Source organism: Marinobacterium marinum (assembly GCF_013868415.1).
Lineage (GTDB): Bacteria > Pseudomonadota > Gammaproteobacteria > Pseudomonadales > Balneatricaceae > Marinobacterium > Marinobacterium marinum.
Window position 1 is genome coordinate 71,485 of record NZ_JACEMT010000053.1, and the last position, 20,937, is coordinate 92,421.

The following is a 20,937-nucleotide window of genomic DNA, read 5'->3' on the forward strand; positions in this document are numbered from 1 at the left end:
GAAACGATGAAAGAAAGGGATTTCGAACAGCAATACGAGCCGCTGTGGCAGGCGTTCGAGCGTCAGGTGGAAGACTGTCGTCAGGGTGTGGAAAAGCCGCAGACGACTTTTCCCGAGCAGTATCGTCAGCTTTGCGGTCAGTTGTCACTGGCCCGACAGCGTGATTATTCGGATGCCTTGGTTGCCCGTCTGAATCACCTGGTCATGCGTGGCCACCATCTGCTGTATCAGCGAGAAGCTCGCGCCACGGTGGGCCGTTTGGGCAATGCTCTGGTGGCGTTCGTAGCCGCGTTGAGGCAAAACCGTCAGTATGTTCTCTGTGCAGCGCTGCTGTTCATCTTGCCGGCCCTGGTCATGGGCATTGGCACCTATTTGAGCGAAACGTTCATGTACAGCCTGGTGTCGCCGGAGCAGGCGGCCGAGCTGGAATCCATGTATGACCCCGCCAACGATCGCCTGGGACCGGAGCGAGACTCGGAAACGGATCTGGCCATGTTCGGCTACTACATCAGTCATAATATCGGGATCGCCTTCAAGGCCTTTGCCGGTGGCATGTTTCTGGGGATCGGAACCCTGATGGTCGTATTGTATAACGGTCTCTACCTGGGAGCGGTTACCGGCTATCTGACGCGTGCGGGTTTCGGTATTACTTTTTACCCTTTCGTGATTGGTCACGGCGCCTTTGAGCTGACGGCTATCGTGATCTGTGGGGCGGCCGGCTTGATGATGGGGCATGCCCTGATCCATCCGGGACGTCAGCGCCGTCTGGATGCCTTGCGTACGGCGTCAGCCGAGGCAGTGAAGCTCATGTATGGCGGGGTTTTCATGTTGTTCGTGGCAGCCTTTCTGGAAGCCTTCTGGTCATCAAGCGGCCAGCTGCCGGTGGCCGTGAAACTGGTGGTGGGCGCGGCGCTGTGGCTGTTTGTGCTCTGGTTCTGTTTTTTCTCGAAGATAGGAATGTCGCGTGAACCTGACTGATCTGCAGATTCGGGCACAGGTCAGGACGCCTTGGCAGGCGCTGGATTTGGGCGTGCTGATGGGGCGGCGCTGGTTCAAGGCCCTATGGCTGGCCTGGCTGGTGCCTGCCGTGATGTTGTTCCTGCCGTTGAGTGTCATTTTTTTCGACTCGCCCTGGATTGTTGCCATGGTGCTCTGGTGGCTGAAACCCTTGCTGGAGCGTCTGCCGCTGCTGTTGTTGAGTCGATTCCTGTTTGGTGAAAATTCTCTGCGTGGTGTGGATTGGCGGCAGCTGCGAAGCCTGTGGCTGTTTGACTGCCTGTCCGCGCTGCTATGGCGCCGGTTTGACCTGCAGCGCTCGTTCCGGCAGGCGGTGACGGTACTGGAAAAACAGAAGGGCCGGGCGCGGGCCACACGTTGCCAAACTCTGTCTTATAACGGCGGCTCGGAGGCTGTCTGGCTGACGCTGGTGCTGGTGCATCTGGAAATGTTGCTGGTAGTGGCCGGGCCGGTATTGGCAATCATGCTGGTGGGTGATTTTGTTGAACCGGACTGGTTTTGGCTGTTTGATGCAGAGGGGGGATGGCCGGAGCATGTCAGCAACGCCTTTACGCTGCTGTGCATGTCGGTGGTTGCGCCCTTCTATGTATCTTCGGGGTTTGCGCTGTATATCAATCGACGAGTGGAACTGGAAGCCTGGGATCTGGAACTGCTCTTTCGGCAGATCGCCAGTGAGCGCAAGAGCGCCGGCGAGGCCGCTGCTGGTGCTACATCGTCGGTCATGATGCTGGCCGGTACGCTGTTATTGTCGCTGGCGCTGACCTTCATGCCGGCGGCGCCGGTGATGGCCGCCAATCCGTTACTGGATTCAACTCCTGAGCAATCCAAGGAAGAGGTGCTGGTACTGCTGGAAGAACCTCCCTTTGTGATCGAGAAGGAGCACACGCGGTGGAGCTTGAAAGAGTTCGATGGCGTTGACAAGGAGGAATCCGAGAGTGACTGGGGCAGTTGGCTGGATGACTGGGATTTTGAGCCGTCTGATGGCTCGGGTGTATATCGGGTTGCCGAGGTGTTGGTCTGGGTCGGTATCTTGGCTCTGTTGGTGTTGCTGGCGCGTGCATTGATGCGTCACTTGAATGGCCTGGAAGTGTCCGAGCCGTTGGAACCGGCGCGTACCATGCCGCAGGTCGTAATGGGCATGTCGATTGCGGCGGACAGTCTGCCCGAGGATATCACGGCTGCTGTAACGGAGGCGTTGGAGCGGGGAGATACACGTGTGGCGCTGTCACTGGTGTACCGATATGCCCTGCACCGGCTGGTGCATCATCATGGTGTTGCCGTCGAATCCTGGTATACGGAACTGGAGTGTGCCCAGGCGGTGCGTGCGTACGAGACTTTGGCCCTGGAGGGGCTGTTCGATGAGCTGACACAGACCTGGTTGAGTCAGGCCTACGCACATGAAGCACCTGCGCGAGGCAAGGTGGAACAGCTCTTGACGGGGTTGCGGAAGGTGCTGTCATGAAGCGCATGATGCTGTTCAAGGTACTGCCGGCACTGCTGCTGGCCGGGTTCGCCTACCTGTTCAGTACACAACTTGAGCGGAAGCAGGAGGTGATCGATGAGGGACCTGCTCCTGAGGTTTCCCGAAATGCCTTTTTTGCGGCTGGCATGTTGCTGGAGCAGCGCGGCCTGAGCGTCGAGCATTATCGTTATCCGGTCGATCCGACTCGCCTGGGGCGTTACGACACGCTGGTTTTGACGGATACGAGTTACCTGCTTGAAGATGATGAACGCATTGAGCAGTTGTTGACCTGGGTGGATGCGGGAGGGCGGTTGATCTGGCCCTATTCGGTTGATCTGGGCCCGGACCCTTTGAACGAGGTGCTGGGGATCGGGCATGAGTACCCCGGGTCAGATGAGAGGAGCAAGGCCTCCCATAAGAACAAGCGGCTGCCCGACAGTGAAACCGAGGCCGCCATGGATGAAACACTCGAATCACTGGCCGAGGAGTTGGAAGTCAAGGCGCGCATGGAACGGGATGCGTTGAGTCCCCGCGAGCAGGTGAGGGTGGATATACAGGCACGGGAAGCGCGTGTTCAACCGCGAGAATTGAGCCGTCTGGAACTGCCCGGTGGGGAGGTGGTCAGTCAGCATTTTGGCGAGCTGTCGTTGCGTGAGGCGTTGGACACTCCGGTTGGAGCCTTTCGCCCCCGTCTGGAAGCGGTATCCCGCTCGGCCGAGTCGGTCGAAATACTGTTGTTGCAGCTGGGCGCCGGTCAGATAGCGGTGATGAAGGATATCGATATCTGGTCCAATCATCGTATCGGTCTGTTTGATCATGCCTATCTGTTGAATCATCTGGTGGCCGGCCCTGTTCATATCCAGCGCTACAGTGAATGGCCACCGTTAAGGCTGTTGATCTGGCAGAATGCGCCGGAAGCACTGCTGATTAGTGTCTGTCTGCTGCTGGCCTGGCTGCTCTATCGTGGCCGCCGTTTTGGCCCGGTGCTGCTGCAGGACCGGCAGCAAAGGCGAACCCTGCGTGAACATGTCGAGGCTGTGGCTCGCTTCCATCATCAATATGGGCAGTTGGACTTTGTGCTGGCTCCGTTGCGGCAACAGGTCATCAAGCGTGCTGTGCGCCTGGGTGGCGGGGTGGAACAGGGTTCCCCGGAACAACAGCAGCAGGCCATTGCCCGGCAGGTCGACATGCCGCAGGAGCTGATCGCACAAGCTCTGCTGCCGCGAGAACACTATACCTCGGCCGAGCTGGTCGAAACGGTACAACTTCTTATCAGAATCAGGAATCGACTATGACCATTGAAATGGAAGACGCTCGGGTCGCCCGTGACGTAACCGGCAAAATCGACTTTTTGCGCAGCAGCATCGGTTCGCTGCTGATTGGTCAGGATGAGGTCGTTGATCAGGTTTTGATCGCATTGCTGTGTCGGGGGCATGTGTTGTTAGAGGGCGTACCGGGGCTGGGAAAAACGCTGTTGGTACGGGCGCTGGCGACCTGCTTCGACGGCCGTTTCCGGCGCATCCAGTTCACGCCTGATCTGATGCCGGCGGATATGACCGGTCATGCCATCTATGACATGAAAGAGGGGCGCTTTCATGTGCGAAAGGGACCCGTTTTTACCAATTTGCTGCTGGCGGACGAAATCAACCGTTCTCCGGCCAAAACCCAGGCGGCCCTGCTGGAGGTGATGCAGGAGCATCAGGTAACAATTGAAGGCAAGGCGTATGCCCTTGAACCGCCGTTCATGGTGCTGGCGACACAGAACCCGATTGAGCAGGAAGGGACCTACCCGTTGCCGGAAGCGGAGCTGGACCGGTTTCTGATGAAGGTATTTATTGATTACCCGGCGTTTGACGATGAGACGCGTCTGGTTCGTCAGGTTACCGGTGGTGAATTGAGTATGGCGGCGATCAGTTCGCGCCTGAATGGCGCGCTGGATGCGGATGACATTCAGGCCCTGCAGCAGGCGGCTGAACGGGTGACGCTGGATGATCAGGTGCTGGCATATGCGGTGCGTCTGGTTCAGGCAACCCGCAATGCCAGCAGCATCCTCAAGGGGGCAGGGCCGCGTGCCAGCATCGGCTTGGTCAGTGCGGCCAAGGCCTGGGCACTGATGAACGGCCGTGATTTCGTCTTGCCGGATGACGTCAAGCAAGTAGCCTTGCCGGTGATGCGGCACCGTATTCTGCTGGCACCGGAAAGTGAAATCGAAGGTTTTACGCCGGACCGGGTTCTGCAGCAGTTGATGCAAACGGTTGATGCACCGCGCACATGATCAGGGCGCTGTTAGGCCTGCTACCGGACAAGGCCCTGTTCAAATACTTGCTGATCCTGCTGGCGCTGGCCGTGGTGCCGGCCGGGGTCAGAGTGTTGACCTCCATGGATGCTTCGCTGCTGGCCGACGTCTGGTGGGTGATGTTCGGTATTGCGGCGTTGGTCGCACTGGCGGATGCCGTCTTGTTGTATGCCACGCCGAGGGTGGAGGCCCGACGGCAACTGCCGGGCAATCTGGCGTTGGGTGCTAATGCCAGGATACGACTGGAGTTCAGCAACCCGAGTGCGCGAACACTCCGAATCAGCTACATGGACCACTACCCCGGTAGTCTGGTGACGGAGCAGTTGCCTGCCGAAGTGGTGCTGGAGTCCGGTCAGTCATGTCAGGTCGAGTACAGTGCGCGGCCGGTGCATCGCGGGGAGGCGAAGTTTGGTGATATTGTCATGCGGATACAGTCGCCGTTGGGGCTGTGGCGACTGCAGCGATCCGTGGCGGCTGAGCAGGCTGTAAAGGTCTACCCCAACTTTATGGCGCTGGCCAATCTGAACTTTCTGGATTACGAGCAGAGTGTTGCGCAGATCGGAGCGCATTTGACCCAACGTCGAGGCTCGGGGCAGGAGTTTCGTCAGCTGCGAGAATATCAGCGCGGTGATGAAATACGTCAGATCGACTGGAAGGCGACGGCCCGCCAGCAACGACTGGTTTCGCGGGAGTACCAGGATGAACGTGATCAGGAAGTGATGTTCATGCTGGATACCGGTCGCAGAATGCGTGCTATGGATGGTGAATTGAGCCATTTCGACCACTCACTCAATGCCTTGCTGCTGACAGCCTATATTGCCTTGGGAGCCGGTGATGCCGTGGGCGTGCTGGGCTTTGCAGATCGGTGCCGCTGGGTACGGCCGGTCAAGGGGCGGCAGGGGATCAACCACCTGCTGAACAGTCTGTATGCCGTGCACAGCAGTGCAGAGGCCAGCGATGTGGTGCAGGCGGCCGACGTGCTGATGCAGAAGCAGCACAAGCGTTCGCTGGTGGTGCTGGTCACTAACCTCAGGGATGATGACAGCGGTGACCTGCAGGCGGCGGTGAAACTATTGGCACGGAAGCACCTGGTCATGCTGGCCTGTCTGCGTGAAAGCTATCTGGATGAGCCTCTGCCGGAGCAGCCCAATGCCGAGCAAACGCTCAATTTCTGTGCGCGTACGCTTTACCGTGATCAGCGGGAACAGCTGATCCGACGCCTGCGTGGGCAGGGAGTCATGATTGTTGATGCCCCGCCGCAATGTTTGCATGTTGAACTGATTGAACAGTATCTGATGCTCAAGCGCGCCGGTCGGTTGTAGGGCTGATTGGCTAACGGATATAACCCGTTCTACACTCATCAGAGGTGGCCGCGACGCAGTGATGCGATCGCGTCTCTGAACCATGATTCACCTGAACTCGAGGGGGTTGTGATGAGTACCAATGTAACCCGCTTCAACAGTTTGTTTGACGATACCTTCCTGAATGACTTCTTCCGACCGCTGGCGACCCGCTCCAATGGTGACAAGGTGGCCGCTATTGATGTGCATGAAACGGAAAATGACTACCGTGTGCATGTCGATATGCCGGGGGTTAAAAAAGAGGATGTTGAAATATCGCTCGACAACGGTGTACTGACGGTCAAGGGTGAAACCCGGAAGGAAAGCAAGGAAGAGCTGGATGGTAAATTGATCAGACAGGAGCGTCATGTTGGCCAGTTTATCAGGCAATTGTCGGTAGGTGCTGATGTGGATACTCAGGCAGTCAAAGCGGCTTTTGCGGATGGCGTGTTGGAAATTACCCTGCCCAAACGGCCTGCAGCCACGGAAGAGGGCGTCAAAATCAGTATTGACTGAACCGGATAAAACCTCCTGGGGTCAGTGCCTGCGACAATATGAATCTTTTGCGTTAGGGACTGACCCCTTTTCATGTGCCTTCCATACGGTTTTTGGACTATAATGCGCCTCTTTTCAAAGGCAGCTACAGGTCAGTCCGTCACTACCTGCACCAACCTTGCCGCTATTTTTGCAACTACAGGGGACAGCAATGTTTAGCAAAGATATGTCTATCGCCAGTTATGATGCGGATCTGTGGTCTGCAATGCAGTCCGAGGCTACCCGTCAGGAAGAGCACATTGAGCTGATCGCATCTGAAAACTACACCAGCCCGCGTGTGATGGAAGCTCAGGGCTCAGTACTGACCAACAAGTACGCCGAAGGCTATCCGCACAAGCGCTACTACGGTGGCTGCGAGTATGTCGATGTCGTTGAAGAGTTGGCGATCGACCGTGCCAAAGAACTGTTCGGTGCAACCTATGCCAACGTACAGCCGCACTCCGGTTCCCAGGCGAACGCTGCCGTTTACATGGCGCTGTGCCAGCCGGGCGACACCGTACTGGGCATGAGTCTGGCACACGGTGGTCACTTGACCCACGGTGCAGCCGTATCTTTCTCTGGCCGTATCTACAAGGCGGTTCAGTACGGTCTGAACGCTGAAACCGGCGAGATCGACTACGACGAAGTTGAACGTCTGGCGGTTGAGCACAAGCCGAAGATGATCGTAGCAGGCTTCTCTGCCTACTCTCAGATCGTTGACTGGGCACGCTTCCGCGAAATCGCTGACAAGGTCGGCGCCTACCTGTTCGTCGACATGGCCCATATTGCCGGTCTGGTGGCTGCCGGTGTCTACCCGACGCCGATGCCTTTTGCTGATGTGGTCACCACCACAACGCACAAGACCCTGGGTGGTCCGCGTGGCGGCCTGATCCTGTCGGCCAATGCTGATGAAGAACTGCAGAAGAAACTGAATTTTGCGGTTTTCCCTGAATCTCAGGGCGGTCCACTGATGCACGTGATTGCGGCCAAGGCCGTGTGCTTCAAGGAAGCGATGGAGCCGGAGTGGAAGGAATACCAGGCTCAGGTCGTGAAAAACGCCAAGGCAATGGCCAAGGTGTTCATGGATCGCGGTATCGACATCGTATCAGGCGGCACTGAAGACCACCTGTTCCTGGTTGATCTGATCAACAAGGACATCACTGGTAAGGATGCTGACGCTGCTCTGGGTCGTGCCAACATCACCGTGAACAAAAACTCGGTGCCGAACGATCCGCGTTCACCGTTCGTCACCTCCGGTCTGCGTATTGGTACCCCGGCGGTGACTCGTCGCGGCTTCAAGGAAGACGAAGTCGCTCAGCTGGCGAACTGGATCTGTGACGTGCTGGATGATATCGAAAACGAAGAAACCATCGCGCGCGTGAAAGAACAGGTCAAAGAGATCTGTGCCCGCTTCCCGGTTTACAAGTAAGTCGGTAGAATAGCAGGGGCGGCAATGGCCGCCCTTTTTTTATTGTGGTTGACCACTTCATAACCCCGTAGGGAAACGCTCTTTAATTCGAGGCACGCATGCACTGTCCGTTTTGTGGGACCCATGAGACCAAAGTTGTCGACTCCCGCCTGGTCGCAGAAGGCCAGCAGATTCGGCGTCGGCGTGAGTGCATCAGTTGTCACGAGCGTTTTACCACCTATGAAACCGCAGAGCTGTTGATGCCGCGTGTCATCAAGAACGATGGTACTCGGCAGCCTTTCGATGAAGACAAGCTGCGGGCGGGGATTCAGCGTGCGTTGGAAAAGCGCCCCGTCAGTATCGAAGAGATCGAAGCCTGCATCACCAGAATCAAACAGCGTTTGCGCGCAACGGGCGAGCGTGAACTGCCGTCCCGAGAAGTCGGCGAAGCCGTCATGGCGGAGCTGCGCAAGCTGGATGAGGTAGCCTACGTGCGTTTCGCATCCGTCTATCGCAGCTTTCAGGATATCAAGGAATTTCGCGATGAAATCGAGCGGCTGTCCAGCCCGAGCGAGAGCGCCGGTGACGGGGAGAGCTGCTGATATGGTTGCATCTTTCAGTGCACAGGATCACCAGTGGATGGCGCAGGCAATTGGTCTGGCCCGGCAGGGGCTGTATAGCACCGACCCCAATCCGCGAGTGGGCTGTGTGATTGTGCGTGATGATGAAGTGGTGGGTACTGGCGCCCATTTGAAAGCGGGCGAGCCTCACGCTGAAGTGCATGCGTTGCGTGTCGCGGGCGACAGGGCTCAAGGCGCGGTCGCCTATGTCACGCTGGAGCCCTGTAGTCACCATGGCAAAACGCCTCCCTGTGCTGAAGCCCTGGTCAAGGCGGGGGTTGCCCGTGTGGTGTGTGCCATGCAGGACCCCAATCCGCTGGTGGCAGGGCGTGGTCTGAGCCTGTTGCAGCGAGCCGGTATAGAGACGGCATCGGGCCTGCTGGAAGGCGAAGCACGAGCTCTCAATCCGGGATTCATTTGCCGCATGGAGCACGGGCGCCCCTACACGCGCTTGAAACTGGCGGCCAGCCTGGATGGGCGGACGGCCATGCAAAGTGGAGAGTCGCAATGGATCACCGGTGCCGCGGCCCGCGCTGATGTCCAGCGCCTGCGGGCCCGAAGTTCGGCTATCCTGACCGGGGTCGATACCGTACTGATCGATGATGCCTCCCTGACAGTACGGGCCAGTGAAATCGGGTTGCCGGATGCCGACGCCGCCAGGGCGGCGGCTTGCCAGCCGCTGCGAGTGGTGGTGGACAGTCGATTGCGCCTGCCGGTATCGACTCGCATGCTGAACCTGTCGGGCGATACTCTGATTGCCACGGCCTGTAGCGAAAACGCGCCAGCGGCCATCGCTTTGAGTGCCGCCGGTGCACGGGTCGTTTCGTTGCCCGGAAACGATGGCCGTGTCGACCTGTCGGCGCTGCTGACTTGGTTGGCCGAGCATGCTCAGTGCAACGAGCTGCTGATCGAATGCGGTGCAACCCTGGCCGGTGCCGCATTACGTGCGGGACTGGTTGATGAGCTGGTACTCTATCTGGCACCGACACTGCTGGGCAGCTCGGCGCGGCCACTGTTCAACCTGCCGCTGGAACAGATGGCGCAGCAGTACCGCTTGCAACTCACCGATACGCGCCAACTTGGGGATGACCTGCGTCTGACCCTGAGTTGCCGCCAGGATAACGACTGATGTTTACCGGAATCATTGAAGCCGTGGGCAGTATTGCCGACATGCGCATGATTGGCGGCGACATGCGCCTGTATGTGCGTACTGGCGCGCTGGACCTGAGTGACGTCCGCCTCGGCGACAGTATTGCTACCAATGGTGTCTGTTTGACCGCCGTCGAGTTGCCCGGTGACGGATTTATCGCTGATGTGTCGCTGGAAACACTGGCCCACACACGGTTTGAGTCACTGGCTGTTGGTGAGGCGGTCAATCTGGAAAAGGCGATGCGTGCCGACACCCGTTTTGGCGGCCATATTGTCACCGGTCATGTGGATGCACTGGGTACCGTGGTCGAACGGCGTGACGATGCGCGTTCGGTGCGTTTGACGGTGCGTATGCCCGCCTCCATTCAGCGCTATGTGGCCGCCAAGGGCTCGATTACCGTCGATGGTGTCAGTCTGACGGCAAATGCCTTGAATGGCGACTGCCTTGAACTCAATATAGTGCCGCATACGGCACAGGAAACGATTATCGACAGTTACACAGCCGGTCGTCAGGTGCATCTGGAAGTGGATATCATTGCCCGCTACCTGGAGCGTCTGATGGGTGCAGCGCACACCGAGGATGCAGCCGACGGCGATGCCGGCGGCGTGACCTTGGCGCTGCTGGCTAATCACGGATTCATGCGTCGCTGAGGCGGCGGGAGAGAACTATGCAGCTGAACACCACCGAAGAACTGATCGAAGATATTCGCCAGGGTAAAATGGTTATCCTGATGGATGACGAGGACCGTGAAAACGAGGGTGACCTGGTGATTGCGGCCCAGTGCGTACGGCCTGAAGATATCAACTTCATGATCACCCATGCTCGTGGACTGGTTTGTCTGACACTGACCCGCGAGCGTTGTGAGCAGCTGAAACTGCCGTTGATGGTGCAGAGCAACGGCGCGGCCTTCTCGACCAACTTTACCCTGTCGATTGAAGCAGCCAAGGGCGTTACGACCGGCATTTCCGCCGCTGATCGTGCAGTCACCGTGCATGCGGCAGTGAAGGCTGATGCCGTGCCCGAGGATATCGTGCAGCCGGGGCATATTTTCCCGCTGATGGCGCAGCCCGGCGGTGTGCTGAGCCGGGCCGGTCATACCGAAGCCGGGTGTGATGTGGCGCGTCTGGCAGGGCTGATGCCCGCTTCGGTGATTGTTGAAATCATTAATGAAGACGGCAGCATGGCACGTCGCCCAGACCTGGAAAAATTCGCGGCTCGACACGGCATCAAGATCGGCACCATCGCCGACCTGATTCATTACCGGACCCTGAACGAACACACGGTCACCCGCCAGGAGGAAGGCACGCTGCCGACCGAATACGGTGAGTTCCGGTACGTCACCTTCCGTGATGAAATTCAGGGCTGTACCCATCTGGCCCTGATCAAGGGCGAAGTGACGTCCGATGACGCTACGCTGGTGCGCGTGCATGTGCGTAACGAGGTACTGCGTGACGTGGTGGGCGTACGTCCCGGTGATAAGATGAAATGGACCATGCGCCGTGCGCTCAAACGCGTCGCTGAAGAAGGTCAGGGCGTAGTGCTGCTGCTGGATTCCGGACGTCGTGTGGATCTGGGCGATGCGATCGACAGCCTGCTGAACAAGGACCGCACCCCTTCCAAGGTCAATGTCAGTGCCTCCGGTGCTTACCTGACCGTGGGCACGGGCTCACAGATTCTGCGTGATTTGGGGGTGCGCAAAATGCGCCTGCTCAGTTCACCAATGAAATTCAATGCGATCTCCGGGTTTGACCTGGAGATCGAAGAGTACATCCCCTACGAGGATTGATGGACAAGGTTATGACAGTACAAGTTTTTGAAGGCGACTTCGTCAGCGCCAACGGCAAATACGCTATCGTGGTCGGCCGCTTTAATGCGTTCGTGGTTGAAAGCCTGCTGGATGGCGCCATCGATGCGCTGACGCGTCATGGTGTTGCAGAAGAAAACATCCGCGTGATTCGTGTGCCGGGCGCGTTTGAAATTCCGCTGGCGGTCAAGCGTGTCGCGCAGCAGAAGCAGGATGACGCGATCATCGCACTGGGCGCCGTGATTCGAGGCGGTACACCGCACTTCGAATACGTTTCCGCCGAGAGCTCCAAGGGTGTGGCTCAGGTCTCCATGGACTATGACGTACCGGTTGCCAACGGTATTCTGACCGTCAATTCCATTGAACAGGCCATTGAACGTTCAGGTACCAAGGCCGGTAACAAGGGCGCTGAAGCTGCACTGTCTGCACTGGAAATGGTCAGCCTGCTGCGTCAGCTTGAGGTCTGAACATGAGCGACACCACCCCACGTAAAAAAGGCAAGCCCAACCTGACCGAGATGCGTCGCAGTGCCCGCAGCTTCGCGCTGCAGGCGTTGTATCAATGGTCACTGGTTGGGCAGAGTGCAATTGAAATCGAGGCCCAGTTCCGTGTCGACAACGATATGGGCAATACCGATACGCAGCTCTTCTCCGAATTGTTGCGCGGTGTTATCGGCGGCAGCCGTGATCTGGATGAGGCGTTCCGCCCGTTCCTGGATCGCCCTTTGGACGACCTGGACCCGGTTGAATTGAGTGTGCTGCGTATCGGTGCCTATGAGCTGATTCACCGCTTGCAGGTGCCGTACCGCGTTGCGATTAACGAAAGCGTGGAACTGGCCAAGGTGTTTGGCGCCACCGAAAGTCACAAATATGTGAATGGCATCCTTGATAAACTGGCGCAGCGAGTACGGGCCAGTGAAATTCGGGCACGTCGCTCCAACTGATCGGCATGAAGGGCGACCGTGGGCGAATTTGAGCTGATCCGTCGCTACTTCATGACGGGGCAGCAGGGGCAGGGAGTTGTCACCGGTATTGGTGACGACTGTGCCGTGCTGCAGGTACCCAGTGGGCAGCAACTGGTGGTCTCGATCGATACGCTGGTTGAAGGCACTCACTTTTTGCCGGGCACTGCACCCCGGCACGTGGCCTGTCGTTTGCTGGGTGCCGCCGTCAGTGACCTGGCTGCCGCAGCGGCCACGCCCGCCTGGCTGACCCTGGCCTTGACCCTGCCTCGCAGTGATCCTGACTGGCTGGAACCCTTTGCGGCCGCTTTGGCCGAGCGGGCCACTGAGTTGGGCATCCGTCTGGTCGGCGGCGATACGACCCGTGGTGAGACGCTGACCTTGAGTGCGCAAGTGCACGGCTTCGTGCCGAGTGGCGAAGCACTGTTGCGCCGAGGGGCGCAGGCAGGGGATAGAATTCTGGTATCCGGGACGCTGGGTGACAGCCGGGCCGGGCTGGAGACGCTGTTGCGGCCGCCAGCGCCGCATGCAGACGTGCATTACCTGCAACAGCGTTTCTATCGGCCCGAACCACGCCTGGCATTGGCCCGTCAACTGCGACCGCATGTGCGTGCCGGTCTGGATATCTCTGATGGTCTGCTGGCCGATCTGGGTCATCTGCTGGAGGCATCGGGTCTGGGCGCTGACCTTTGGCAGGATCGTGTGCCCCGCTCGGCAGTACTTCAGCGGTTCTATCCACGAGATGCCCTTGTCTGGGCGTTGTCCGGCGGCGAAGATTTCGAACTTTGTCTTAGCGTTGCAGCCGAAGAGGTGCCGGCCTGTCTTAAGGTGGCTGAGCGTCTGGGTGTGTTGCTGACCGATATCGGCTGTGTGACGGCAGCGCCGGGCTTACGGGTACTGGATGCGGCCGGGCAGGTTCGGACCGGGCTGGCGTCGGGATATGACCATTTTAAGGACTCGATATGAACAAGGCTCCGGCTTCCGTCTGGCGCAACCCCATTCATTTTCTGGCCTTCGGACTGGGGAGCGGTGCCGCTCCCTGGGCGCCGGGTACCTTCGGTACACTGGCTGCAGTACCCTTCTGGTATCTGATGGCTCAGACCACACTGCCGGTTTATCTGGGGCTGACGTTGCTGGCCGGTGTTATCGGTATTTGGTTGTGTGGCCGTACCTCGCGTGACCTGGGAGTGCATGATCACGGCGGTATTGTTTGGGATGAGTTTGTCGGTTACTGGATTACCATGATTGCGGTACCGGTTGACTGGATTTGGGCGCTGCTCGGTTTTATCCTGTTTCGCCTGTTTGATATCTGGAAACCCTGGCCGATTCGGCCGGTTGACCGCCGTGTGCATGGTGGTCTCGGGATTATGCTTGATGATGTGCTGGCGGGTGTTTTTGCTGCGCTGGCGTTACAGGGGCTGCTCTGGCTTTGGGGATAACCCCGCCATGGCCCGGGAAACGAATAGTGACAGAGGAAACAACCAAGGTGTCAGTACAGTATGTAGCCGACTCACGGCTGCCGACCCCCTGGGGGGTCTTTACCATGGTGGGCTTTGAAGATCCGGCCACCGGCAAGGAGCACGTTGCGCTGGTATTCGGCGATGTGGCCGGCGACGAGCCGGTACTGGCGCGTATCCATTCGGAGTGTCTGACCGGCGATGCACTGTTCAGTCTGCGTTGTGATTGCGGTTTTCAGTTGCAGGAAGCACTCAAGCGCATTGCCGAAGAAGGCAAGGGTGTTTTGTTGTATCTGCGTCAGGAAGGGCGAGGCATCGGGCTGCTGAACAAGATCAAGGCCTATCATCTGCAGGATGGCGGTGCGGATACCGTTGAAGCCAATGAGCGCCTGGGCTTTGCTGCGGATATGCGTGACTACAGTATGTGCGAGCCGATGTTGGCGCATTTGGGGATCAAGGCTGTCAGATTGATGACCAATAATCCGCGCAAGGTAAAGGCGTTGGAAAAATACGGTTTGAATGTGGCCGAGCGAGTACCGCTTCAGGTGGGCAAGAACCGCCACAATGAAGACTACCTGCAGACCAAGATGGGCAAGCTGGGCCATATGATGACCGAGCACCATTTCAAGGACGAATAACGCGCCTTCAGGTCGCCCGCACCCTGTTTTTCGGTGTATCGGCGGTTAGCTAGCTTCCCATGCGCTGCCGGATCGAGGTCTCGATACCGGTGGCGTCCAGTCCGCACTCGCTCAGCTGTTCCTGACGGCTGGCGTGGGCGATCCAGCGATCGGGAATACCCAGTATCAGCAGGGGCGTGGTCAACTCGGCGGCCTGCAGGTGTTCTGCGATTGCCGAACCCGCACCTCCCCGAATCGAATGATCCTCAATACTGACCAGCAACTCATGGTGGGCGGCCAGCTGATTGATGATGTCCTGGTCCAGCGGGGTTACGAAACGCATGTCCACCAGGGTGTAGTCATGGGCCTCGGCCACCTGTCGGGCCGTGGCGAGCAGGGGACCGAAGTTGAGCAAGGCAACTTTCCTGCCGCTCCTCAATGTCCGGCTTTTCCCCAGCCGTACCGGTATCGGGTGTCCGGCCTGAGGCAGGGCGGCGCTGCCGCGCGGATAGCGGACTGCAGCCGGTCCCGGGTATTCATGACCCAATGTCAGCATCTGTTCCAGTTCGTCCTCGTCGGCGGGGGTCATAACGACCATATGAGGAAGACAGCGGAGATAGGTGATATCGAAGCAGCCGGCATGAGTTGCGCCATCCTCTCCGACCAGACCGGCGCGGTCGACCGCCAGCAGGACGTCCAGCTTCTGCAGCGCAATATCATGCACTACCTGATCGTAGGCACGTTGCAGGAAGGTGGAATAGATTGCCAATACGGGCTTCATCTGGCGGCAGGCGAGTCCGGCGGCCAGAGTGGCGGCATGTTGCTCGGCGATGGCGACGTCAAAGTAGCGCTCGGGGAAGCGCTCGGAAAAAGCGACCAGATCGGACCCTTCCCGCATGGCGGGGGTGATGCCAACCAGACGGTTATCCACAGCCGCTGTGGTGCATAGCCAGCGACCGAATACATTACAGTACTTGGGGCGCTTGACCGGTGCGGGATTATGCGCTGTCGCGGGCGGCTCCAGTTTGGTGAGGGAGTGATAGCCCACGGGGTCCGCTTCTGCCGGGGCAAACCCCTTGCCCTTGCGGGTAATGACATGCAGCAGGCGCGGGCCGGGCTCGGCCAGTGCCCGCTCCAGAGCCGGTAACAGCAGACTGAAGTCGTGCCCGTCCACAGGGCCGATATAGCCCAGCTCAAGGGCCTTGAACAATTCGGCGGTGACCGGTGTGTCGGTATTCTGTTTCAACTGGCGGGCCAGATAGTTGGCGAGCCCGCCCTCGTTGCGTGAAATCGACATGTCGTTGTCATTCAGCACCACCAGCAGGTTAGCACCGGTATGGGCAGCATGGTGCAGGGCTTCGAATGCCATGCCGGCTGTCATGGCACCATCACCGATGACGGCTACCGCATGACGCGTTTGTCCCTGCAGACGGTGTGCCAGTGCCATGCCGAGTGCGGCTGAAATGGATGTACTGGAATGGCCGGTACCAAAGGTATCGTAGGGGCTTTCATCGCGCTTGGGGAAGGGAGACAGGCCGCCTTTCTGACGTATGCCGAGCATCTGCTCGCGACGACCGGTCAGGATTTTGTGTGGATAACTCTGATGACCGACATCCCAGACGAGGTCGTCATCCGGGGTCTGCAGTCGATAGTGCAAGGCGATGGTCAGTTCGACCACACCCAGTCCGGCACCGAAATGGCCACCGGTCTGACTAACCGAATAGAGCAGGAAGGCACGCAGCTCTCGTGCCAGCTGCGGCAGCTGTGACGGTGGCAGGTTGCGCAGGTCGCGGGGGCTGTCGATCTGGTCCAACAGAGGAGTGGGCGGTCGTAAAGTGGGAATCTGGTGTAGCATGTTCAGTGATCGCGATGGACGATGTAATCGGTCAGCGCAATCAGGTCATCTGCCGTCGGGCCAAAGGTGCGCAAAATTTCGACCGCTTCATCATGCAGCTGATGCAGACGTGTGCGGGCGCCTTCAAGTCCCAACAGAGCAGGATAGGTGGGCTTGTTCTGCGTGAGGTCCGATCCCTGGGGTTTGCCCAGTGTTTCGGTATTGCCCTCGATGTCCAGCAGATCGTCCTGAATCTGGAAGGCCAGCCCGATCAGGCGGCTGTAGTGGCGAAGCGGTTCCAGTTTGTCGGCATCGGTTACCCCGGCCGAGAGAGCACCCAGCTCAACGGCGGCACTGATCAGCGCACCGGTCTTGTGGGCATGCATGGCCTGCAGTTGTTCCAGTGTCAGAGGCTTGTCCACATGGGACAGATCAAAGGCCTGGCCCAGCACCATACCGTACATGCCGCTGGCCTGAGCGAGCAGATTAAGCATACGCAGTTGCAGGGCAGCCGGAACATTGTCACCGGGCGCACTGAGGTGTTCAAAGGCGAGGCATTGCAAGGCGTCGCCGGCCAGGATGGCACTGGCTTCGTCAAAAGCGATATGGCAGGTCGGCAGGCCCCGGCGCAGGTCATCGTTATCCATGGCGGGCAGGTCGTCATGCACCAGGGAATAACTGTGGATGCACTCGATGGCGACCGCGGCTCGGTCTGTCAGGTCGTTTGCCGGCGCATCGCTGCAGAGCCGGTGACTCAGGTAGACCAGAGCCGGTCGCAAACGCTTGCCGCCATTGAGCAGGCCATGGCGCATGGTGAGCTGTAAACGGGGCTCCAGACTGTGGTCGGCACAGATCAGCCGGTCGAGCTGTTGCTCGACGCGTTGGCGATAGCCGTCCAGGCGCTGCGTAAACGTATTCATGCTAGAGGTCTCCCTGGTCAGGAAAGTCGCTGGCGTGGATGGCACCGTCCTGTTCGGTCAGCAGTTGTACTTTCTGTTCGGCCTGTTGCAGGATGGTTTGACAGTCACGGGTCAGCCGTATGCCCTGCTCGAAGGCCTTGAGTGCATCTTCGATCGGCAGGTCTCCCTGCTCTAGCTGTTCAACCAGTCCTTCGAGCTGTTGCAGCGACTGTTCAAAGTCGAGAGTCTTCGGTTTGGGTGCCATGGCGATTCACTATCCTCTATAAGCCGCTCACGTTAACCAACCCGGCGAAGAGGGTCAATCTGCATCGCTAAAAACCCGGCAAATGGGATGAACACGGGCACTGTTCTGGTATTATCTTGCTAGGGTGGACGCTGGGTGAAGACCTTGTTTTCACTTGTAAATGGGATCGCACATACTTTTTCAGGAGCGTTCAGTGGATCTGGCTACCCTCGTTGGCCTTATCGGGGCCTTTGGCATCATCATCGCAGCGATGGTCCTGGGCGGCGATGTCGGTATATTTGTTAACCCTCCCTCTATTCTGATTGTCCTTGGCGGTACCCTGTTGGTGGTGCTGATGAAATTTACGCTGGCGCAGTTCCTGGGTGCCGGCAAGGTGCTGGCCAAGGCGTTCATGTTCAAGTCCGTCAACCCTGAAGACATCATTGCCGAAACCGTGGAGCTGGCCGATGCGGCGCGCAAGGGCGGATTGTTGTCACTGGAGGACAAGCAGGTGTCGTCGGATTTCATGCAGCGAGGCATTCAGCTGCTGGTGGATGGGCATGATCCGGAGGTGGTGAAGCAGCTGCTGAAAAAGGAGACGCGCCTGACCTTTGAACGTCATGACTTCGGCAGCAAGATCTTCCGGGCAATCGGCGAAGTGGCACCGGCCATGGGCATGATCGGTACGTTGATCGGTCTGGTGCAGATGCTGTCCAACATGTCGGATCCGAAATCGATTGGACCGGCGATGGCGGTTGCGCTGTTGACGACCTTGTACGGTGCCATGATCGCCAACATGTTCGCGCTGCCGGTGGCCGATAAGCTGGAGGTGCGGCGTGATGAAGAGTCACTGAATCAGGCACTGGTCATTGATGGTCTGTTGGCCATTCAGGCCGGACAGAATCCTCGTATCATCGACCAGATGCTGCGCAGTTATCTGCCGGAAGACAAACGTGCCGTTGCTGAAAGCTGAGGATCACAGCAGTGAGTGACGAGAACGACGAGAAATGCAAATGCCCTCCAGCCGGTTCGCCGGCCTGGATGGCGACCTTTGCCGACCTGATGTCGTTGCTGATGTGTTTCTTCGTACTGTTGCTGTCCTTTTCCGAGATGGATGTACTCAAGTTCAAACAGCTTGCCGGTTCCATGCGCGAAGCCTTCGGCGTACAGAATCAGATCAAGGTTGAGGATATTCCCAAGGGTACATCCATCATTGCCCAGGAGTTCAGTCCGGGACGTCCCGAGCCGACCCCTCTGAACGAGGTGCGGCAGATGACGGTGAACAACGACATGAACAGTCTGGATGTACGCTCTCGTGAGGGTGAAGCGCAGATCGAGGATGAACTGAAAGGTCTGGAAGAGTTGCGTCGTCAGCAGGAAGAAGAAGCGCGAGACGAAGCCATTGCGGTTGCGCAGGCATTATCGGATGAAATCGGTGAGGGCAGTATCGAGGTCGAAACCGATGGTTCGCGCATTATTATCCGAGTCAAAGAGCGCGGTTCTTTTGAGTCAGGCTCGGCGGAGCTGAAATTCGAATATATACCGGTGGTGGCCAAGATTCGCGACCTGTTGTTGGATATCAGCGGTAAGGTGGCCATTGAGGGGCATACGGACAGCGTGCCTTATGGCGGCCGACGATTCGAGTCCAATTGGGATCTCTCCACTGAACGAGCGTTGGCGGTAGCGCATGAGCTGTTTTCAGACCGCCGTATCAATCAGTCTCGTTTCAGTATTACCGGCTATGCGGATACTCGCCCTCTGGGGCCGAATACAACGGCGGAGCTGCGGGCACGCAATCGACGTGTTGAGATCGTGATTCAGAAAGGCAATGTGGAAGAGGCTCTGGAGAAGTTACAATCTCGCCCGGATGGTGATACCGAAGGCGAAGCCTTGGATCCCGGCAGTGTCTTCTGATGTCAAACAGTCGTTGAAAGACATAAAAAAACCGCCGAATTGGCGGTTTTTTTATGGGACGAACGATGCTTACTTGGCAGCGTCGAGCATGTACTGGATGGACGCTTTCAGTTCGCCATCGGTGCAGTCCATGCAGGTGCCCTTCGGCGGCATGGCGTTGATGCCGGTGATCGCTGTGGCCAGCAGTGCATCCATGCCTTTTTCGGCACGCGGGGCCCAGGCGGCAGCGTCGCCGAACTTGGGTGCACCGGCAACGCCGGCAACGTGGCAAACGGAGCACTTGGCGTTGTAGACTTCTTCACCAGAGCGTTCAGCCATGGCTGCGGCCGGAGTCAACAGGGTGGCAGCTGCCGCAATCAGTAGAGTCTTTTTCATTGCAGGTTTCCTTTTATTTAGCTCGGTTTTGTACCGATTATACTTAAATATGGGGATTTTAGGGCGGCCATTCCCTTAAAGTAAATACCTCCAAGGTGCGGCATCGGGTCGCGGGCCCCGCGGAAACCGGAAGAAAGTGTGGCGGTGCCTGGGTTAGCGTTGGCGTCCCAGGCGCATGGCAAAGTCGGCTTGACCCTGCAGTAGGCGGTCACGGTGGCGAGAGTGTTCTTGCAGACGGTGTTCGCGGATGGCCTGTTCCAGCACTTCGTGTGGTACCGGAACCAGATTGCGGACATCTTCTACGGAATAGCCGCGGTTCAGCAGTTGGCGCAGTTGTGCAGTCAGTTGAATGGCGCTCATGATCTTATCCTCTTATTTGTGTCATGAGGCCATTATGGACGACGAATTGTGACACCGGTGTGTCAGCTTTGCGGCGCTTTGTTGACAAGATTGGCGATAATCGCAGCGATGGCGAGCAGAATAAAGACCAGGCTGCCGACGGCCAGCAGTTCCGCCATGGTCAAACCGGCAATAACCTCAGGGGTATAGCCGCAGGATTCCCAGATTTCGAACATCCAAGGCCACCATTCACCAGGCGTAAACCAGGCGGGCAGGCCTGAATCGAATGAGCAGCTGCTGCCAATCCAGTTGCGCTCTATCGCCAGGGTGCGCCAGCTGCGTTCGGCAAAACCCAGTGCGATCAACAGGGTCAGCAGGCGGCCGCCGGTCTGGGCCTTGGGGCAGCGTGGCAGCAGCAGGGCGGCCAGAGCGACCAGAATCAGGGCGAACAGCCAGAGTCTAATGTGGATGCACAGGACGCAGGGCCCATAGTCGAGCACGTACTGAAAATAGAGGGCCACGCCCTCGGCAGCGGCTGCTCCGATCAGCAGCACGAGCCAATACACACGAGAGTTCAGCAGTTGCTGGGCGAGCTTCATGACAACCTGTTCCTGTTGAAAATAACAGTGGCAAGAGTAGCCTGATCACTTGTATTCAAGCAAGTTT

The 20,937-nt window shown here is 58.2% G+C and carries 24 protein-coding genes; 18 read left to right on the forward strand and 6 right to left on the reverse strand.

Annotated features, from left to right (window positions below):
* The first annotated feature begins 6 nt into the window (after positions 1 to 6).
* The 16 genes from H1S06_RS13435 (at position 7) to ribA (ending at position 14,687) form a co-directional block, all read left to right on the forward strand.
* The gene (locus tag H1S06_RS13435; protein ID WP_181741066.1) at positions 7 to 978 is read left to right on the forward strand and encodes a stage II sporulation protein M; all 972 of its coding nucleotides are present in this window, start codon (positions 7 to 9) and stop codon (positions 976 to 978) included.
* A complete protein-coding gene (locus tag H1S06_RS13440) occupies positions 965 to 2,479 on the forward strand; it encodes a DUF4129 domain-containing protein (RefSeq protein ID WP_181741068.1) in 1,515 nt (504 codons plus the stop codon). Before H1S06_RS13435 ends, H1S06_RS13440 begins: the two co-directional genes overlap by 14 nt.
* Complete coding sequence (locus tag H1S06_RS13445) at positions 2,476 to 3,774, forward strand: DUF4350 domain-containing protein (protein WP_181741070.1); 1,299 nt, start codon at positions 2,476 to 2,478, stop codon at positions 3,772 to 3,774. The genes H1S06_RS13440 and H1S06_RS13445 overlap by 4 nt, the downstream gene beginning before the upstream one ends.
* Positions 3,771 to 4,754, forward strand: coding sequence for an AAA family ATPase (locus tag H1S06_RS13450; protein ID WP_181741072.1), 984 nt, complete (start codon positions 3,771 to 3,773; stop codon positions 4,752 to 4,754). Before H1S06_RS13445 ends, H1S06_RS13450 begins: the two co-directional genes overlap by 4 nt.
* A complete protein-coding gene (locus tag H1S06_RS13455) occupies positions 4,751 to 6,097 on the forward strand; it encodes a DUF58 domain-containing protein (protein ID WP_181741073.1) in 1,347 nt (448 codons plus the stop codon). The genes H1S06_RS13450 and H1S06_RS13455 overlap by 4 nt, the downstream gene beginning before the upstream one ends.
* Before the next feature lie 111 nt (positions 6,098 to 6,208).
* Complete coding sequence (locus tag H1S06_RS13460) at positions 6,209 to 6,631, forward strand: Hsp20/alpha crystallin family protein (RefSeq protein ID WP_181741075.1); 423 nt, start codon at positions 6,209 to 6,211, stop codon at positions 6,629 to 6,631.
* Between the two features lie 190 nt (positions 6,632 to 6,821).
* Positions 6,822 to 8,078 (forward strand): serine hydroxymethyltransferase, encoded by a 1,257-nt coding sequence (gene glyA, locus H1S06_RS13465; RefSeq protein ID WP_181741077.1) that lies wholly within the window; start codon positions 6,822 to 6,824, stop codon positions 8,076 to 8,078.
* Positions 8,079 to 8,176: 98 nt separating this feature from the next.
* The gene (nrdR, locus tag H1S06_RS13470) at positions 8,177 to 8,659 is read left to right on the forward strand and encodes a transcriptional regulator NrdR (protein WP_181741078.1); all 483 of its coding nucleotides are present in this window, start codon (positions 8,177 to 8,179) and stop codon (positions 8,657 to 8,659) included.
* A gap of 1 nt (position 8,660) precedes the next feature.
* A complete protein-coding gene (ribD, locus tag H1S06_RS13475; protein WP_181741080.1) occupies positions 8,661 to 9,806 on the forward strand; it encodes a bifunctional diaminohydroxyphosphoribosylaminopyrimidine deaminase/5-amino-6-(5-phosphoribosylamino)uracil reductase RibD in 1,146 nt (381 codons plus the stop codon).
* Positions 9,806 to 10,477: a riboflavin synthase gene (locus tag H1S06_RS13480; RefSeq protein ID WP_181741082.1), complete on the forward strand. Its 672-nt coding sequence runs from the start codon at positions 9,806 to 9,808 to the stop codon at positions 10,475 to 10,477. The genes ribD and H1S06_RS13480 overlap by 1 nt, the downstream gene beginning before the upstream one ends.
* 17 nt (positions 10,478 to 10,494) lie before the next feature.
* Positions 10,495 to 11,613 (forward strand): bifunctional 3,4-dihydroxy-2-butanone-4-phosphate synthase/GTP cyclohydrolase II, encoded by a 1,119-nt coding sequence (ribBA, locus tag H1S06_RS13485; protein WP_181741084.1) that lies wholly within the window; start codon positions 10,495 to 10,497, stop codon positions 11,611 to 11,613.
* Positions 11,614 to 11,624: 11 nt separating this feature from the next.
* Entirely contained in the window at positions 11,625 to 12,098 is a 474-nt protein-coding gene (gene ribH / locus H1S06_RS13490; RefSeq protein ID WP_181741086.1) for a 6,7-dimethyl-8-ribityllumazine synthase, read from the forward strand.
* A gap of 2 nt (positions 12,099 to 12,100) precedes the next feature.
* Positions 12,101 to 12,574, forward strand: coding sequence for a transcription antitermination factor NusB (gene nusB / locus H1S06_RS13495; RefSeq protein WP_181741088.1), 474 nt, complete (start codon positions 12,101 to 12,103; stop codon positions 12,572 to 12,574).
* An 18-nt stretch (positions 12,575 to 12,592) separates the two neighbouring features.
* Positions 12,593 to 13,558, forward strand: coding sequence for a thiamine-phosphate kinase (gene thiL, locus H1S06_RS13500; protein WP_328515350.1), 966 nt, complete (start codon positions 12,593 to 12,595; stop codon positions 13,556 to 13,558).
* Complete coding sequence (locus H1S06_RS13505; RefSeq protein ID WP_181741090.1) at positions 13,555 to 14,031, forward strand: phosphatidylglycerophosphatase A family protein; 477 nt, start codon at positions 13,555 to 13,557, stop codon at positions 14,029 to 14,031. The genes thiL and H1S06_RS13505 overlap by 4 nt, the downstream gene beginning before the upstream one ends.
* Positions 14,032 to 14,078: 47 nt before the next feature.
* Positions 14,079 to 14,687 (forward strand): GTP cyclohydrolase II, encoded by a 609-nt coding sequence (gene ribA, locus H1S06_RS13510; protein WP_181741092.1) that lies wholly within the window; start codon positions 14,079 to 14,081, stop codon positions 14,685 to 14,687.
* A gap of 49 nt (positions 14,688 to 14,736) precedes the next feature.
* Here ribA and dxs read toward each other — a convergent pair whose 3' ends face one another.
* From dxs to H1S06_RS13525, 3 genes are read right to left on the reverse strand one after another with little or no spacing between them, the layout of a single operon-like run.
* Complete coding sequence (dxs, locus tag H1S06_RS13515; protein WP_181741094.1) at positions 14,737 to 16,521, reverse strand: 1-deoxy-D-xylulose-5-phosphate synthase; 1,785 nt, start codon at positions 16,519 to 16,521, stop codon at positions 14,737 to 14,739.
* A gap of 2 nt (positions 16,522 to 16,523) precedes the next feature.
* Positions 16,524 to 17,420 (reverse strand): polyprenyl synthetase family protein, encoded by an 897-nt coding sequence (locus H1S06_RS13520; protein ID WP_181741096.1) that lies wholly within the window; start codon positions 17,418 to 17,420, stop codon positions 16,524 to 16,526.
* Position 17,421: 1 nt separating this feature from the next.
* Positions 17,422 to 17,664, reverse strand: a complete 243-nt coding sequence (locus H1S06_RS13525) for an exodeoxyribonuclease VII small subunit (protein WP_181741098.1) — start codon at positions 17,662 to 17,664, stop codon at positions 17,422 to 17,424.
* Positions 17,665 to 17,857: 193 nt separating this feature from the next.
* Between H1S06_RS13525 and pomA the strand changes: the two genes are divergently transcribed.
* Together pomA and H1S06_RS13535 are read left to right on the forward strand one after the other, a co-directional pair.
* Positions 17,858 to 18,616, forward strand: a complete 759-nt coding sequence (gene pomA, locus H1S06_RS13530; RefSeq protein ID WP_181741100.1) for a flagellar motor protein PomA — start codon at positions 17,858 to 17,860, stop codon at positions 18,614 to 18,616.
* An 11-nt stretch (positions 18,617 to 18,627) separates the two neighbouring features.
* Entirely contained in the window at positions 18,628 to 19,557 is a 930-nt protein-coding gene (locus H1S06_RS13535; RefSeq protein WP_181741102.1) for a flagellar motor protein MotB, read from the forward strand.
* 69 nt (positions 19,558 to 19,626) lie between these two features.
* Here H1S06_RS13535 and H1S06_RS13540 read toward each other — a convergent pair whose 3' ends face one another.
* The 3 genes from H1S06_RS13540 to H1S06_RS13550 all read right to left on the reverse strand — a co-directional run bounded on the left by H1S06_RS13540 (position 19,627) and on the right by H1S06_RS13550 (position 20,870).
* Complete coding sequence (locus H1S06_RS13540; protein WP_181741104.1) at positions 19,627 to 19,932, reverse strand: c-type cytochrome; 306 nt, start codon at positions 19,930 to 19,932, stop codon at positions 19,627 to 19,629.
* Between the two features lie 153 nt (positions 19,933 to 20,085).
* Positions 20,086 to 20,292, reverse strand: a complete 207-nt coding sequence (locus H1S06_RS13545) for a hypothetical protein (protein ID WP_181741106.1) — start codon at positions 20,290 to 20,292, stop codon at positions 20,086 to 20,088.
* A 62-nt stretch (positions 20,293 to 20,354) separates the two neighbouring features.
* Positions 20,355 to 20,870: a disulfide bond formation protein B gene (locus H1S06_RS13550; protein ID WP_181741108.1), complete on the reverse strand. Its 516-nt coding sequence runs from the start codon at positions 20,868 to 20,870 to the stop codon at positions 20,355 to 20,357.
* Between the last annotated feature and the right edge of the window lie 67 nt (positions 20,871 to 20,937).

Coding starts and splice junctions, on each gene's coding strand:
- nusB (WP_181741088.1), top strand. CDS start 12,101: ATGAGCGACACCACCCCACGTAAAAAAGGCAAGCCCAACCTGACCGAG.
- H1S06_RS13545 (WP_181741106.1), bottom strand. CDS start 20,292: ATGAGCGCCATTCAACTGACTGCACAACTGCGCCAACTGCTGAACCGC.
- H1S06_RS13550 (WP_181741108.1), bottom strand. CDS start 20,870: ATGAAGCTCGCCCAGCAACTGCTGAACTCTCGTGTGTATTGGCTCGTG.
- H1S06_RS13460 (WP_181741075.1), top strand. CDS start 6,209: ATGAGTACCAATGTAACCCGCTTCAACAGTTTGTTTGACGATACCTTC.
- dxs (WP_181741094.1), bottom strand. CDS start 16,521: ATGCTACACCAGATTCCCACTTTACGACCGCCCACTCCTCTGTTGGAC.
- H1S06_RS13520 (WP_181741096.1), bottom strand. CDS start 17,420: ATGAATACGTTTACGCAGCGCCTGGACGGCTATCGCCAACGCGTCGAG.
- ribH (WP_181741086.1), top strand. CDS start 11,625: ATGACAGTACAAGTTTTTGAAGGCGACTTCGTCAGCGCCAACGGCAAA.
- H1S06_RS13540 (WP_181741104.1), bottom strand. CDS start 19,932: ATGAAAAAGACTCTACTGATTGCGGCAGCTGCCACCCTGTTGACTCCG.
- H1S06_RS13450 (WP_181741072.1), top strand. CDS start 3,771: ATGACCATTGAAATGGAAGACGCTCGGGTCGCCCGTGACGTAACCGGC.
- ribBA (WP_181741084.1), top strand. CDS start 10,495: ATGCAGCTGAACACCACCGAAGAACTGATCGAAGATATTCGCCAGGGT.
- H1S06_RS13435 (WP_181741066.1), top strand. CDS start 7: ATGAAAGAAAGGGATTTCGAACAGCAATACGAGCCGCTGTGGCAGGCG.
- H1S06_RS13505 (WP_181741090.1), top strand. CDS start 13,555: ATGAACAAGGCTCCGGCTTCCGTCTGGCGCAACCCCATTCATTTTCTG.
- H1S06_RS13455 (WP_181741073.1), top strand. CDS start 4,751: ATGATCAGGGCGCTGTTAGGCCTGCTACCGGACAAGGCCCTGTTCAAA.
- nrdR (WP_181741078.1), top strand. CDS start 8,177: ATGCACTGTCCGTTTTGTGGGACCCATGAGACCAAAGTTGTCGACTCC.
- H1S06_RS13525 (WP_181741098.1), bottom strand. CDS start 17,664: ATGGCACCCAAACCGAAGACTCTCGACTTTGAACAGTCGCTGCAACAG.
- ribD (WP_181741080.1), top strand. CDS start 8,661: ATGGTTGCATCTTTCAGTGCACAGGATCACCAGTGGATGGCGCAGGCA.
- H1S06_RS13480 (WP_181741082.1), top strand. CDS start 9,806: ATGTTTACCGGAATCATTGAAGCCGTGGGCAGTATTGCCGACATGCGC.
- glyA (WP_181741077.1), top strand. CDS start 6,822: ATGTTTAGCAAAGATATGTCTATCGCCAGTTATGATGCGGATCTGTGG.
- H1S06_RS13445 (WP_181741070.1), top strand. CDS start 2,476: ATGAAGCGCATGATGCTGTTCAAGGTACTGCCGGCACTGCTGCTGGCC.